Source organism: Leucobacter musarum subsp. musarum, assembly GCF_001273845.1.
GTDB lineage: Bacteria > Actinomycetota > Actinomycetes > Actinomycetales > Microbacteriaceae > Leucobacter > Leucobacter musarum.
On record NZ_JHBW01000065.1, the window covers coordinates 348803 to 363639 of the forward strand.

The 14837-nt window shown below is 67.5% G+C and carries 9 protein-coding genes and 1 tRNA gene; 6 read left to right on the plus strand and 4 right to left on the minus strand.

Annotated features, from left to right (window positions below):
- Positions 1 to 93 precede the first annotated feature (93 nt).
- From CH42_RS04485 to CH42_RS04495, 3 genes are all read left to right on the plus strand, one after another.
- On the plus strand, positions 94 to 1794 hold the full coding sequence (locus CH42_RS04485) for an amidase (RefSeq protein ID WP_053351988.1): 1701 nt from the start codon (positions 94 to 96) through the stop codon (positions 1792 to 1794).
- Between the two features lie 131 nt (positions 1795 to 1925).
- Entirely contained in the window at positions 1926 to 3890 is a 1965-nt protein-coding gene (locus CH42_RS04490; protein ID WP_053351989.1) for a hypothetical protein, read from the plus strand.
- An 89-nt stretch (positions 3891 to 3979) separates the two neighbouring features.
- Positions 3980 to 6757 (plus strand): Ig-like domain repeat protein, encoded by a 2778-nt coding sequence (locus CH42_RS04495; RefSeq protein ID WP_053351990.1) that lies wholly within the window; start codon positions 3980 to 3982, stop codon positions 6755 to 6757.
- Between the two features lie 100 nt (positions 6758 to 6857).
- On the opposite strand, the gene CH42_RS04500 is transcribed toward CH42_RS04495, so the two are convergent.
- Entirely contained in the window at positions 6858 to 7415 is a 558-nt protein-coding gene (locus CH42_RS04500; RefSeq protein ID WP_053351991.1) for a MarR family winged helix-turn-helix transcriptional regulator, read from the minus strand.
- A gap of 100 nt (positions 7416 to 7515) precedes the next feature.
- Between CH42_RS04500 and CH42_RS04505 the strand changes: the two genes are divergently transcribed.
- The 3 genes from CH42_RS04505 to CH42_RS04515 all read left to right on the plus strand — a co-directional run bounded on the left by CH42_RS04505 (position 7516) and on the right by CH42_RS04515 (position 10125).
- Positions 7516 to 7587: transfer RNA gene (locus tag CH42_RS04505), tRNA-Gln, on the plus strand.
- Between the two features lie 85 nt (positions 7588 to 7672).
- On the plus strand, positions 7673 to 9103 hold the full coding sequence (gene glmU, locus CH42_RS04510) for a bifunctional UDP-N-acetylglucosamine diphosphorylase/glucosamine-1-phosphate N-acetyltransferase GlmU (RefSeq protein WP_053351992.1): 1431 nt from the start codon (positions 7673 to 7675) through the stop codon (positions 9101 to 9103).
- Positions 9104 to 9147: 44 nt separating this feature from the next.
- A complete protein-coding gene (locus CH42_RS04515) occupies positions 9148 to 10125 on the plus strand; it encodes a ribose-phosphate diphosphokinase (protein ID WP_053351993.1) in 978 nt (325 codons plus the stop codon).
- A gap of 178 nt (positions 10126 to 10303) precedes the next feature.
- Here the strand turns inward: CH42_RS04515 and CH42_RS04520 are convergent, their stop codons facing one another.
- The 3 genes from CH42_RS04520 to CH42_RS04530 form a co-directional block, all read right to left on the minus strand.
- On the minus strand, positions 10304 to 11857 hold the full coding sequence (locus CH42_RS04520) for an APC family permease (RefSeq protein ID WP_053351994.1): 1554 nt from the start codon (positions 11855 to 11857) through the stop codon (positions 10304 to 10306).
- A 280-nt stretch (positions 11858 to 12137) separates the two neighbouring features.
- Positions 12138 to 13280 carry a 3,4-dihydroxyphenylacetate 2,3-dioxygenase gene (hpaD, locus tag CH42_RS04525; RefSeq protein WP_053351995.1) on the minus strand — a complete coding sequence of 381 codons (1143 nt, stop codon included), beginning with the start codon at positions 13278 to 13280 and terminating at the stop codon, positions 12138 to 12140.
- Between the two features lie 36 nt (positions 13281 to 13316).
- Positions 13317 to 14813: an aldehyde dehydrogenase gene (locus CH42_RS04530; RefSeq protein WP_053351996.1), complete on the minus strand. Its 1497-nt coding sequence runs from the start codon at positions 14811 to 14813 to the stop codon at positions 13317 to 13319.
- Positions 14814 to 14837 lie beyond the last annotated feature (24 nt).

Consider the following 14837-nt stretch of genomic DNA (forward strand, 5'->3'; position numbering starts at 1 on the left):
CGTCAGAACTGAAACTGTTTTCAGGATACGCGCACGGGTATCCGTCGAGCAAGCGCGCGAGGCTGCGCACCGCTGCACAGAATTGAGGTTCCCATGGGCGACTCCGCCGCACCGTTCCAGATCATCGAGGCCACGATCGAAGAGGTGCTCGCCGCATTCCAGCGCGGCGACATTACGAGCACCTGGCTGACTGAGCGCTATCTGGCGCGCATCGAAGCCTACGATCGCGGCACCGACGGCCTGCACGCCATCGTCGTCGACAACCCTGACGCTCTGGCCCAGGCGGCCGAGTCCGATCGCCGCTGGCGCGACGGCACCGCGCGTCCGCTCGAGGGCGTGCCGTTCACGGTCAAGGACTCGTACATGGTGCAGGGGCTCACGGTGGCGTCGGGATCACCGGCCTTCGAGCACCTCGTCGCGCAATGGGATGCGTTCTCCGTCGCCCAGTTGCGCGAAGCCGGCGCGGTGCTGATCGGCAAGACGAATATGCCGCCGATGGCCGACGGAGGCATGCAGCGCGGGGTCTACGGCCGCGCCGAGAGCCCCTACAACCGCGATTTCCTCGCCGCTGCCTACGCATCCGGATCGTCGAACGGGTCCGGAGTATCGACCGCGGCGAACCTCGCGGTCTTCGGCATGGGGGAGGAGACGGTGTCGTCGGGGCGCAGCCCCGCATCCAACAATGGCCTGTGCGCTTACACGCCGTCCTGGGGTGTGCTCAGCATTCGCGGCAACTGGCCGCTGTTTCCCGCCCGCGACGTCGTGGTGCCGCACACCCGCTCGATGCCCGACATGCTCCGGGTGCTCGACGTGCTCGTGCACGACGACGCGAACACCCGTGGTGATTTCTGGCGCAATCAGCAGGTGATCGCGCTGCCGGCGCCGAGTGCGCATCGGCCTGCGAGCTACCTCGATGTGCAAGATCCCGATGCCCTGCGCGGCAAGCGTTTTGCGGTGCCCCGCATGTACCTCGGCGAGGACCCGAACTTCCCGATCGAGGTGCGCCCCTCAGTGCTCGTGCTCTTCGCGGCCGCTCGTGCGCGACTCGAGGCGCTCGGCGCCGAGGTCGTCGTCACCGACTTCCCGTTGATCGAGCAGTACGAGGGCGACCGCCCGGGGCAAGAGAACGTCAGAGCGCTCGGCGTGCTGCCTGAAGGATGGATGGACACGGAATTCAACCACTTCCTCGCCTTCGGCTGGGACGATTTCCTGCGAGCCAATGGTGACCCGTCCATCCCGAACCTGGGCGTCGTCGACCCCGACACCATCTTCCCGCAGCCCCCGGGGGCGCTGCCCGACCGCTACGAAGAAGTCGACGACTACGAGAACCGGTACCGTGCGACCGTCGCCATGGCGCGGGAGGGCATCTCCGACCCCCGCGATCGCGCCGACTTCGCGGACGGGCTGCGCGCGCTGGTGCGGCTGCGCGAGGAGCTGTTCGAGTCGTGGCTGACCGCTGAAGGCTATGACGGCGTGGTGTTCCCGGCGAACGCCGACGTGGGGGCGCAGAATGCTGATGTCGATCAGGCGGCGGCCGATCGAGCCTGGGCAAACGGCGTGTTCTTCTCGAACGGCAACTACGCACTGCGGCACCTGGGCATCCCCACGGTCACGGTCGCAATGGGACTGATGAGCGATATCGGTATGCCCGTGGGTCTGACGTTCGCCGGCCGCGCCTACGCTGACCCGGAGCTCTTGGCCTTCGCGGGAGCGTTCGAGGCGGGTGGCGGCGGCACGCTTCGTCGGGCGCCGGAGTCCGCCCCGGCGCTGCAGGGGGACGTCGCCGGGGAGTAACTCCGGGGCGCTGCCCGGCGCTGCGACGCATGCATCCTTACATCAGATGTTGTTCAGGTGATCCTCATATAGATATGATGAGGCGCTCGCGTCCGCTGAATGGCCGAGTTCATTTCTGAGAACGAGGACGCATGCGCCAGCGACGCCACACCCACGAGCGAGCCCGAAACCGGCGACACACCCTGGCGGTCGCGGCGCTCTGCGGCAGCTTGATCGCTTCGATCGGCCTTGGCGCGGCACCGGCACCCGCGTCAGCTGCTGCCGCCCAGCAGGCGAAAGTCACCGCTGCCGTGGGCACGGACCGCGTGGTCACCGTGTCGGTCGCGTGCGCATCGTCGAAGACCTGCTCGGGGTCGGTGAAGCTCGTGCTGAGCACCGGTGGCTCGAAGACGATGTCGTACAGCGTCGCGAAGCGGTCGAGCAAGCTGCTGAACTGGACGCTGACCGCCGCCCAGTACCGCACCTTTAGCGTGAAGAAGCAGGCCACGCTGACGGTCAGCGGCACCGCGGAGAAGCCGAGCGCGGCGAAGTTCTCCGCGAAAGCCACGGTGAAGCCGGCGACTCCGCAGCTCACCGTCACGCAGAAGTCCATCGCGGTGGGCGCCGATCGCACGGTTCCGGTCGCGCTGCGCTGCGCGGCATCCGCCGGGTGCGCCGCCAGTGTGCAGCTTCAGATCGGCGGCAAGACGGCGGCCACTCAGAAGGTCAGTGCGAAGTCAGGCGCGAAGGCGATCACGTTCACCCTGTCGCAGACGGTGGTCGACGCGCTCGCCGCCGGTGAGACCGCCCAGCGGGTCGTGATCGCCGAGACGAGCCCGGAGCCGGTGTCGGCGACGACCTCCGTGACCCTGACGAAGCCGACACCCGAGCCCGAACCTGAGCCCGATCCGGAGCGTGGCTTCTCGAAGGCCTACGTCGAACGCAACTGGACTCCCACGGAGTTCGACACGTGCCCGGCCGAACTCCATGCGTCGTATCGCGTGCTCGGCCCCGATGGGAAGTACTACCCGACCTGGCACCCGGCGCAGGTCACCGATCCCGCCACCGGGCAGCTGTGCACGTTCGGGCACGAACACGGCGCCGACCCCGCCACCTCCGACATCATCGACTGGGTCGCCGCATGGTACGCCCCGGATGATCTGGTCGACGGCGAGCCCACCGGACTGCCGTTCGGGTACACCAGCGAAGAGCTCGACAACTACGTGCACGAGCACGGCGACATGTCGATGCGGCACGAAGACAATGGCGGGCACAAGGTGTTCGTCGCCAACAACGTGAAGATGCTCGATGCGAACCGCAACTGGCTGAAGCTCGCCGACGGCTCGCAGCTCACCTGCGACTTCCTCATCAAGCAGCACCAGGGCAGCTGGTCGCCCGACGCCACGTCGAACAACGCCCACGAGATCCTCTACGCCGCGAAGTGCACCGACGGCACCGAGATCATCACCTCGATGCTCTCCCGGTTCGGCAACGCGAACGAGATGTTCTCGACGTGCGCGACCGAGATCCCGATCGCCACGGTCGGCAGCACCCTGCCGGCGGGCGACGGCGGCAAGCGCATCATCCCGACGCAGCAGTGCGTCGCAGCGAACCCCACCGACTGGTCGCTGTACGAGCTTTGGCAGGGGGAGAACACGATTACGAGCGCCGACGGTGCGGTGCTGGCGCACTTCGATCCGTGGTTCGGGATCCGCAACCCGAGTCGCATCTACGACTCCCGCACGAGCTCCGCGACGGTCAACGGCATTAGCCGCCCGCTCGATCTGGCCTGGCTCACCGAGGGTGCGCCCACCGACTACCTCTGGGCCGGGCTCGCGGCGCAGGAGCGCTTCGACTACCGCGATCCGCGATCCCCATTCGATGGCGCGCAGCGCGACTTCTACCTCGCCGATCTGCAGCTCTCGGATCCGGGGACCGCGTCGGGCATCGTGTACACCGATCCCTATGGCGGCAACGCGCAGGCGAAACCCACCGTCGGGTCGGTGCCGCAGCTGATTCACCCGGGCAGCGTGCTCGGCACCGTGCAGCTCGCCCGTCAGAAGTTCGACGCCAAGGCCGACTTCGGTCTCGGCAACGGGGTGCACGCACCCAACTGATTCGGCGCGGGCGCCGCCCGCAGCCGTCGGATCAGACCGAGCACGCTCGGTCTGCACACCCCTGCCCTCGGCAGATCGAAAGGACCGCAGTGAAGAGCACATTCGGGAGGATCGCGGCCGGCTCGGCCGCCGCGATCGCACTGATCGGGGCGACGCTCGTCGTTCCGACGGTGGCGGCAGCGCCGGCGTTCGCCGACGCACCCGTCGCCACCCCGCACGTGTCGGAGGTGCGCTGGACCGGCGAAGCCGGCGGCGACCTTGGATACGCGGCGAGCCGCACGTCGTGCGACGTGAACGGCGATGGCGTCGACGACGCGATCGTAGGCGACTGGTGGTGGGCGCGTGGCACCACAAAGAATGCCGGGGCGGCGTACGTACTGCTCGGGAGGGAGAACCCCGTCGGCGGCCCGATCGGCACCGGCGGCGCCGTGGGCGCGGTGCGCATCGACGGCCCAAACACCGCCAACGCGTTTGCAGGTCAAAGCGTGTCGTGCCTGAACGATGTGAACGGCGACGGCATCGACGATCTGCTCATCGGATCGAACCGTACGCAGCGCGCCTGGGTGATCCTCGGCGCACACGATTTCGAGCCGGTCGATGTCGACTCGCTCGGTACGCGTGGCTTCGAGATCACGAACACGGCGGCGGTTGCTGAGAACAGCGCCCCGGGTGGCAGCGCGAACTTCGGCTACGCGGTGACCGGGCTCGGTGATGTCAACGGTGACGGCTTGGCCGATTTCGCGATCGTCGACAACCTCTACGATCGCCCGGCGGATGCGACGGCGGGAACGCCCGCGGTCGCGAACATCGGCCGCGTCTGGGTGATCGCCGGATCCGAGAACGTGTCGACGCTCGACGTCGCCGCGCCGGAATCGGCGGGGCGCGTGCTCCAGACCATCGACGGTCGTGCGGGCCAGATCATCTCAGCGGAGAGCGTCGGCGACATCAACGGTGACGGCCTCGCCGATCTGGTGATCGGCAGCTACGCGGCCACCCCGTGGGGGAGCGCCTCGCCGGTCGCGGGTGCCGCGTACGCGATCTTCGGCTCGGCGACGCCCCAGCACCTCGATGCCGGGGCGCTCGGTGAGCACGGGTTCGCCGTGTACGGCCCGCAGCGCGGGCGCGATCGCCTCGGTACCTCGGTCGCCGCTCTCGGCGATATCAACGGCGACGGCCTGGCTGACTTCGTCGTCGGCGGCGACGGCGTATCGAACGCTGCGACCGGTCCGCGCGCCGGAGCCGCCGCGGTCGTGTACGGCTCGGCGTCGACGCAGACCGTCTTCACGACGCCCGGAGCCGCGCAGAACGCGGTCTACCAGTGCGCCGATGAATCGGTGAACACCACCGGTGTCTGCGTGACGACCGCCGCCCCGCGCGGCTATTGGATCGAAGGCGCCGTCGACAACGACAAGTTCGGGTGGTCGGCGGCCGGCATCGCCGACCTCTCGGGCGACGGCGTCGGCGAGGTCGTGCTCGGGGCCTGGGGTCAGGATTCCGCGGGCTCGAACGCCGGTGCGCTCTACGTGATCTACGGGCAGCCCGCGTTCTCGGGCACGCTCTCGGCCGCCGCGCTCGACGCGACTACCGGGATCCGCATCGACGGCGCGACTGCCGGAGCGCAGCTCGGCCGCTCGGTCGGCACCGTCTCCGACTTCGACGGCAACGGCGTCCCCGACCTCGTCGGCGGCGCGAACGGCACCGACTACGCCGCCGTGTACCTGCTCGGCGCCGCGAAGACCTCGCTGACGCTCGAAAGCACCGAGCTCTCCGTTGCGAACGGTGGCGCGCTCACCGCGAAGACCGCGGCGCGCGCGGGTGCGGGCGCCGTGGTCGGCACGGTCTCATTCACCCTCGACGGCGTCGCCGTGCCCGGCTGCGAGGCGGTTCCCGTTGCCGACGCGACCGCCACCTGTGCGAGCGCTGCCTTCACGGCCGGTGGATCCTTCACCGCTGCGGCGACGTTCCACGACGCGAGCGGAGCGTTCGCCGATGCCACGGCCGAGCTGCCCGTCGAGATCGCGAAGATCGCGCCCGCAGTGTCGGTGTCGGGTGATCTCACCGGAACGGCGCTCGATGCGTTCGACTTCACCGCGACGGTTCCGGCAGACGCTACCGGAGAAGTTGAATTCCGTGCCGGATCGCAGAGCCTTGGCACGGCACCGGTCTCCGGCGGAGTCGCGACCCTCACCACCACGCCGCCCGTCGCCACCAGCTACCAGCTGACCGCGGTCTACGCGGGTGACACCCGATACGACGCGGCGACCTCCAAGGCGAAGCGCGTCACCGTGTCGCATGCCCCCGTGTACCTGTCGACCGTGCGCTTGAGCGCGACCAAGGTCGTCTACGGCGTGCAGCCCACGGCGTCCGTGACGGTCTCGGGTGCTGCGGCCGGAACGGTGCTCTTCACCTCGGGTGCGCGCGATCTCGGCACCGCCGCAGTCGGCGCGAACGGTGTTGCCACGCTGAAGCTGCCGAAGTTCTCCGTCGGCGGCTACCGCATCACGGCGCAGTACCTCGGCGACGATACCTACGCGGATTCGGCGAAGCGCACCACGCCTGGCACCGTGCAGGTGGTGAAGGCGTCGGTGAAGTCGGCGAAGATCACCACGAAGACGGCGAAGAAGGGCACGCGTCCGTCGGTCACCATCGCGTTCGGCAAGCTCGACAACGGCGCGTACCCGACCGGCAAGGTAACGGTGTTGTTCGGCTCCGCGAAGCAGACCGTTTCGCTCGCCGCGGCCAAGCGCGGTGTGCTCACCGTGAAGGCCCCGAAGGCGCTGAAGGCGAACACCAAGGTGACTGCCCAGTTCGTCGGCGACGGCAACACCAATGCCAAGACGGCGACCGCCACCCAGAAGGTGAAGTAGTTCGACAACTGAGGCCCGGCACCGAGCACGCTCGGGGTCGGGCCTCAGTGTGTGCGCTCCTCCGTGGGCGCTGATCCTGACGCGCTGATCCGTGCGCGCGCTACTCCGTGTCGGCCCTTTCGACGGTGCGGTCCGCCCCTTCGAGGGGCTCGGACACCGGAACGTAGCGATCGACGCTCAAGGCGAGACGTCGTAGCAACACGCCGAGGCGATCCCGCTCAGACCGGGGAATGCCATCGAGGAGACGCTCCTCGGAATCGGTGAGGCGGGTGATCGCGGCGTCGACGAGCGTCAGCCCCTGGGGCATCATCTCCACGAGCACGCCGCGCCCGTCGTTGGGGTCGGTCAGGCGACGCACTAGCTCGCGCTCGGCCATGCGGTCGATGCGATTGGTCATGGTGCCGCTGGAGACCATCGTCTGCTGCCCGAGCAGCTTCGGGCTGAGTCGGAACGGTTCGCCGCTGCGACGCAGCGCCGCAAGCACATCGAATTCCCACGACATCAGGCCCGAACGTTCGAACGCGTGCGCACGCGCGCGGTCGATGTGCTTCGTGACACGCCACATGCGCGAGAAGATGGCCAGTGGGGCGAAGTCGAGATCAGGGCGGGCGGCTTCCCAATCAGAGATGATCCGGTCGACCTCGTCCTCGTGCTTCATCCCTCCATTATCTGATGAATCTGGGGCGAAGCGCGACTCGCGGTGGCACTTCTCAGCCGCGAGCCGTGGCAGACTAGTACGCGTGCCGAATCCGGCACGGTCCGCCTTAGTGTAATGGCAGCACGACAGCCTTTGGAGCTGTTCGGTCTAGGTTCGAATCCTGGAGGCGGAACGGAAGCGGTCGACGAGCTCGGTCGGTTCTCGCTCCGCACGGCGCATCGCGTCAGGGGAGTTCCGTCGGTCGACGAAAGGACAACATGGCAGAGCACGTCGCGGTCGTCATTCTCGCAGCGGGTCAGGGTACCCGCATGAAGTCCTCGCTTCCGAAAGTGCTGCACCGTATCGGTGGGCGTTCGCTCATCGCCCACGTGCTCGATGCCGCAGCCGGTCTGCAGCCGTCGCAGGTCGTCGCCGTGGTGCGACACGACCGCGACCGGGTGTCCGCTGCCATCCTGGATCACGCTCCCGACACCGTCATCGTCGACCAAGACGAGATCCCGGGCACCGGTCGTGCCGTCGAGCAGGCGCTGGCCGCGCTCCCGGCTGACTTCGAAGGCTCCGTCGTCGTGCTCTCGGGCGACGCGCCGCTCATCGACACCGCCACGCTCGACGGGCTCGTCAGCGGGCACCTCGGCGAGGGCCGCGCCATGACGCTGCTGTCGGCGATCTTCGACAACCCGACCGGCCTCGGGCGCATCCTTCGCGACCCGGCGGGTTCGGTGCTCGGCATCGTCGAAGAAAAGGATGCTGACGACGCGCAACGCCGAGTCACCGAGATTAACGGAGGCATCTACGTCTTCGCACGGCGCGCGCTCGAAACCGCGCTTGCAGGGATCGACACGAACAACGCGCAGGGGGAGAAGTACCTCACCGACGCCGCGGCCAGCATTCTCGCGACCGGCGGTTCGGTCGAGGCGGTCGCCACGGACGACCCCTGGACCATCGCGGGCGTCAACGACCGCGCGCAGCTCGCCGAGGCCGGGCGCGAGCTGAACGCCCGCATCGTGCGCGCGCACCAGCGAGCCGGCGTCACGATTCAAGATCCAACCAGCACGTGGATCGACGCGGATGTGTCGATCGAGCCCGACGTCGAGGTGCTGCCGGGCACGTTCCTGCAGGGCGCCACGTCGATCGCGACCGGGGCGATCATCGGCCCCGACACCACGCTCGTCGACTGCGAGGTCGGGGTCGACGCGCGTATTCGTCGCAGCGAGGCGACACTGGCGGTCTTCTCCTCCGGCGTCGAGGTCGGCCCGTTCGCATACATCCGACCCGGCACCGAGCTCGGCGCCGGTGGCAAGATCGGCGCGTTCGTCGAGACCAAGAACGCGCAGATCGGTGACGGCAGCAAGGTGCCGCACCTCAGCTACGTCGGCGACGCGACGATCGGCACCGGCAGCAACATCGGTGCGGGCACGATCTTCGCGAACTACGACGGCGTGCAGAAGCACCGCGCAGAGGTCGGCGACGGCGTGCGGGTGGGGTCGAAGAACGTGCTCATTGCGCCGGTTACCATTGAAGACGGCACATACACGGCAGCGGGAACAGTGGTGCGCAAGAACGTACCCGCGGGCTCGCTGGCGATGAATGTGGCACCTCAGCGCAACATCTCCGGATGGGTCGCCGAGAACCGAGCGGGCACGAGCACCGCCGAGGCGGCGCAGCGCGCCGCTGAGCGCGAGAACTAACGAAGAGCATTGGAATTTTCAGCACCGATGAGGAGCATGCAGCGATGAGCAATATTGAGATGGCCGGGCAGAAGAAGCTCGTCCTGATCACGGGCCGGGCCTATCCCGAGCTGGCGGAGCAGGTCGCTGCCGAACTCGGTGCGGAACTCGTGCCGACCGATGCCCGCACCTTCGCGAACGGCGAGCTCTACGCCCGCTTCGACGAGAGCGTGCGCGGCTCGGACGCCTTCGTGATCCAGTCGCACACGAACCCCATCAACGAGTGGCTCATGGAGCAGCTCATCATGGTCGACGCGCTGAAGCGCGCGTCCGCGAAGCGCATCACCGTGGTGGCGCCCTTCTACCCGTATTCGCGTCAAGATAAGAAGGGTCGCGGTCGCGAGCCCATCTCGGCCCGACTCGTCGCCGACCTCTTCAAGGCCGCGGGCGCTGACCGCATCATGTCGGTCGACCTGCACGCGCCGCAAATCCAGGGCTTCTTCGACGGCCCGGTCGATCACCTGTTCGCGATGCCGGTGCTGCTCGATCACTTCCGCAAGACCATCGCGCGCGACGACCTCACCGTCGTCTCGCCCGATATGGGCCGGGTGCGCGTCGCCGACGTGTGGAGCGACAAGCTCGACGCGCCGCTCGCGATCATTCACAAGCGCCGTGATCCGCTGGTGCCGAACCAGGTGTCGGTGCACGAGATCGTCGGTACCGTGCAGGATCGCTGGTGCGTCGTGGTCGATGACATGATCGACACCGGTGGCACGATCGCAAAGGCTGCCGAGGCACTGAAGGCCGCCGGTGCGCGCGGCGTGACCATTGCCTGCACCCACGCCATCTTTTCGGGCCGTGCGACCGAGCACCTGTCGCAGGACTTCATCGATCAGGTCGTTGTCACCGACACCCTGCCGGTACCGGAGGACAAGCGCTTCGACAAGCTCACGGTGCTCTCGATCGCTCCGCTGCTCGCGAAGGCGATCCACGAGGTCTTCGAAGACGGCTCCGTCACCTCCATGTTTGAGGGCGCAGCCTAGCAAAAACGCGTCGCGTTTTTGCTCGGCTGCGGCGGCGCTACAGCGCCGGCCTCATGCCGCCTCCGCTTCAGACACCGATTCAACGAAACGCATACAGCTCCGGGAAGGAACTGTATGCGTTTCGTCGATTCGGTGTGCGGGGTGGCACGCGGAGTGCCCCAGGCCCTCGCTTGAGGGTCTAGTCGCCGTCGACGACGTCCACGATCTGCGTGCCGTATGCGCCGGGTTCGGTGCCGTGCCCGATCTGTGCGTACTGCTGGGGCGCTCGAGCGCGCATGATGAGTGCCCACACGATGCCCACGATGGCTGCGGCGAACACGATGCCCGGCAGCAGGAAGGTGGTCGCGTCGGGTTCGGTCTGGCCGAGCATGAGCGGGAAGTTCTGCAGGATCATGATGAACACCCAGAGCAGTGCAACCCCGGAGACTGCGGGGGCGACGACGGTCACCCAGACGCTCAAACCACGGCGGTTTCGCGCGAAGTAGCCGATGACGGCTGCGGCCGTTACCGCCATGAGCAGCACGAGGCCCATGGCGCCGGTGTTGGTGAGCCAGGTGAACATGGTGAGCACGGGGAAGAGGAAGGCCGAGTCGCCGAGCGCGTCGGCCCCGCCGAAGACTTCGCCGCCCAAGATGAACGCCACGACCACGACGATCGCGATGACGGTCTGCGCGACTGATCCGGCCCAGGGGGCTCCGACCTTCGAGGTGCGCGCGAACCAGGCGGGCAGCACGCCCTCACGGCCGAGCGAGAAGAAGTAGCGCGCGACGGCGTTGTGGAATGACTGGAGCGAAGCGAACAGGCTGGTGAGGAAGAGCAGCGTCATAATGTCGGAGAAGATCACGCCGGTCTGGTCGGTCATGAAGACGAACATGAGGTCGGGGCCCGCTTCCTGCGATGCGGCGACGATCGCCGAGGGGCCGATGCCGACGGAGAACGCCCATGCGCTGAACGCGTAGAAGATGCCGATGATCGCGATCGCCGCGTAGGTTGCGCGGGGCACGGTGCGCTTCGGATCCTTCGCCTCTTCGCCGTAGATGGCGGCGCCCTCGAACCCCATGAAGGCGGCGACGCCGAACACGAGGATGATGCCGAGTGCCGGGCCGAACAGTGCGCTCGGGTTGAGGGCGGCTGTCGAGACGCCCTCGGGGGCGGCGGCGAACGACACGATGTCGAAGATGATGACGACGAGGAACTCGAGGCCGACGAGCACGCCGAGCACCTTGGCCGAGAGGTCGACACGGTTCACGCCGAGCACGCCGACGACCACGATGCAGAGCAGGATCCATACCCACCACGGCGACGCGAACCCGAACTTGGCCTCCAAGAACATTGAGAGCTGGAAGCCGAAGAGTCCGTAGATGCCGACCTGCATGGCGTTGTACGAGACGAGCGCGATGAGTGAGGCGCCGACGCCGAGGGGCCGTGCGAGGCCCTGCGCGATGTAGGCGTAGAACGCGCCGGCGTTGGTGATGTGTCGGCCCATCGCGGTGTAGCCGACCGCGAACACCGTCAAGATCACGGCGATGAGCAGGAACCCGAGGGGCACGCCGAGCGATTCGGTGACCGCGAACGAGGTGGTGACGCCGCCGGCGACCACGGTGAGCGGTGCGGAGGCGGCGATGATCATGAGGGTGATCGCGGGGACGCCGAGGGTGCGGCGGCTGAGGCCCGGGTCGTGTTCGGCGGTGGGTGACGGGGGTGATGCCTGTGTCTGGCTCGATGCGCTCATCGGGGAGGTCCTCTCGCGGGTGGCGGCTGTGCCGATGCGGGGTATGGGGCGCCGCATCGATGCAGCGCCCGCTGATGGGTCGAGTCTAGAAAGCGGGCCTTCGGGGGTCTATGCCGTCAGCGCATGGGGCATGGACATGCGCGCAAAGCTGTCCAAATGGATAGTGCGGGATCGCCGGGCCGGCACCGATGACGCGTCGTGGGCGGTGAGTCGCTCAACGACAGCGGGCCGGGGCGCATGCGCGCCCCGGCCCGGATCCTGCACGAACGAACCGCAGAATTTACAGCGTGTTGCCGAGCTTGAAGCCCTTCTGCTCGTCACCGTCGCGGGTGTACGAGAATCCGTCGGCGCCGATGGTCACGGCCATCTCGGAGTCGTCGGTGCGCGCAATGACCGGCTGCGGGTTGCCGTCGAGGTCGAGCACGAGCGAGCCGTCTGTGTACCAGGACGGCACGACCGGGTTGCCCCACCAGTCGCGTCGCTGGTTGTCGTGCACGTCCCAGGTGACCACGGGGTTGTCGGGGTCACCGGTGTAGTAATCCTGCGTGTACACCTCGACGCGGTGACCGTCGGGATCGCGCAGGTAGAGGTAGAACGCGTTCGAGACGCCGTGGCGACCCGGGCCGCGCTCGATGCTGTCGGAACGGCGCAGCGAACCGAGCTTGTCGCAGATCGCGAGGATGTTGTGCTTCTCGTGCGTCGCGAAGCACACGTGGTGCATGCGCGGGCCGTCGCCACCGGTCATTGCGGTGTCGTGCACGGTCGGCTTGCGGCGCATCCACGCGGCGTAGACGGTGCCCTCGTGGTCCTGGATGTCCTCGGTGACACGGAAGCCCAGGTTCTGCATGAATCCGACCGCGCGCGGCACATCGGGCGTGATCTGGTTGAAGTGATCGAGACGCACGAGCTCACCCGGAATGTGCAGGTCGTAGCGCCAGGACATGCGCTCCGTGTGCTCGGTCTGGTAGAAGAACTCGTAGGGGAATCCGAGCGGGTCGACCACCCGCACCGAATCGCCGATGCCCGTCACGAAGCCGTTGGGGTTGCGACGCACTTCGCAACCGAGCTCCTCGTAGAACGCGACCGCGAGGTCGAGGTCTTCGGGTGTGCGCACGCGGTACGAGAACGCGGCGACGGCCGCGACCGGGCCCTTGCGCAGGATGAGGTTGTGGTGAATGAACTCCTCGGTCGAGCGGAGGTAGATCGCCTCATCGTCCTCGGTCGTCACGTACAGCCCGAGCACGTCGACGTAGAACTCGCGCGACGCGGCGAGGTCGGTGACGATGAGCTCCATGTACGCGCAGCGCAGGATGTCGGGCGCGGGCGACGTGGGCGTCGGGATCGGGTTCTCGGACTGGATCGGGGCCTCTGTGGTGACCCAGAAACCTGCCGACTGCTTGTCGGCGTCATTGAGCTTTGCCATGGGGTGCTTCCTTGTGCTTCCGTGCAGAATGAGCGGTTACTTGCCCGCGCCGAAGCGGGGGGAGTGTGCCTCGTTGAGCGTGATCTGGATCGACTGCGCCGTCGTGTAGAAATCGACGGAGCGGTACCCGCCCTCACGGCCGAGGCCCGAAGCCTTCACGCCGCCGAACGGCGTGCGCAGGTCGCGCACGTTGTTCGAGTTCAGCCAGACCATGCCCGACTCGATGCCGTGCGCGAAGTTGTGCGCGCGCTTCAGGTTCGACGTCCAGACGTAGGCGGCCAGGCCGTACTTGGTGTCGTTCGCGAGGGCCAGCGCCTCTTCGTCGGTATCGAACGGCGTGATGGCGACGACCGGGCCGAAGATCTCCTCCTGGAAGATGCGCGCTTCGGGCTTCACGTCCACGAACACGGTCGGGGCGACGTAATTGCCTTCGGGGAACCCTTCGGGGCGACCGCCGCCGGCGAGGAGGCGACCCTCGGACTTGCCGATCTCGACGTAGCTCATGACCTTCTCGAAGTGGCTCGGGTGCACGAGTGCGCCGACCTCGGTGGCGGGGTCGGAGGGCAGCCCGATGACGATGTTCTTCGCACGCTCGGCATACCGGGCCACGAAATCGTCGTAGATCGAGCGTTCGACGAGCACGCGCGAGCCCGCGGTGCAGCGTTCGCCGTTCAGGCTGAAGACGCTGAACACGGTGGCGTCGAGTGCCTCTTCGAGGTCGGCGTCGGCGAAGACGACCGAGGGGCTCTTGCCGCCGAGCTCGAGCGAGAGGCCCTTCAAGAACGGCGCGGCATTGGTCGAGATCATCGCGCCCGTTGAGCTGTCGCCCGTGAACGAGATCAGTGGCACATCGGGGTGCTTCACCAGCGCATCGCCGGCGACACTGCCCGAACCGAGGATGAGGTTGAAGACGCCATCGGGCACGCCCGCCTCGCGGAAGATTTCGGGCCACAGGGCGGCGGAGAGCGGCGTGTAACTCGCGGGCTTCAGCACCACGGTATTGCCCGTCGCGAGGGCGGGTGCCAGCTTCCAAGACTCCTGCATGAACGGCACGTTCCACGGCGTGATGAGGCCGGCGACACCCTTGGGCTTGCGATTCACGTAGTTGATCTGACGGCCGGGCACCTTGGTGACGTTGTCGTGCTCGGCGACGATGAGATCAGCGAAGAAGCGGAAGTTCTCGGCCGCGCGTCGTGCCTGGCCCTTCGCCTGGGTGATGGGCAGGCCAGAGTCCCAGCTCTCGAGCAGCGCAAGCTGATCGTCGCGGGATTCGACGATGTCGGCGACACGGTGCAGGATCCGCGAGCGCTCACGGGGGAGCAGCGTGGGCCAGGGGCCCTCGTCGAACGCGCGCTTCGCTGCGGCGACCGCGAGATCGACGTCGGCCGCGCTCGCCGAGGCGGCCGTGATGTAGACCTCGTTCGAGACGGGTTCGATGACCTCGAACTCGGAGCCGTCGAGGGCGTCGACGAATGCGCCGTCGATGAAGAGCTGGATCTTCTCGGGCAGGCCTTCGGGCTTCTGGTGCGTCATGCGTTCGCTCGCTTTCTGGTGGAG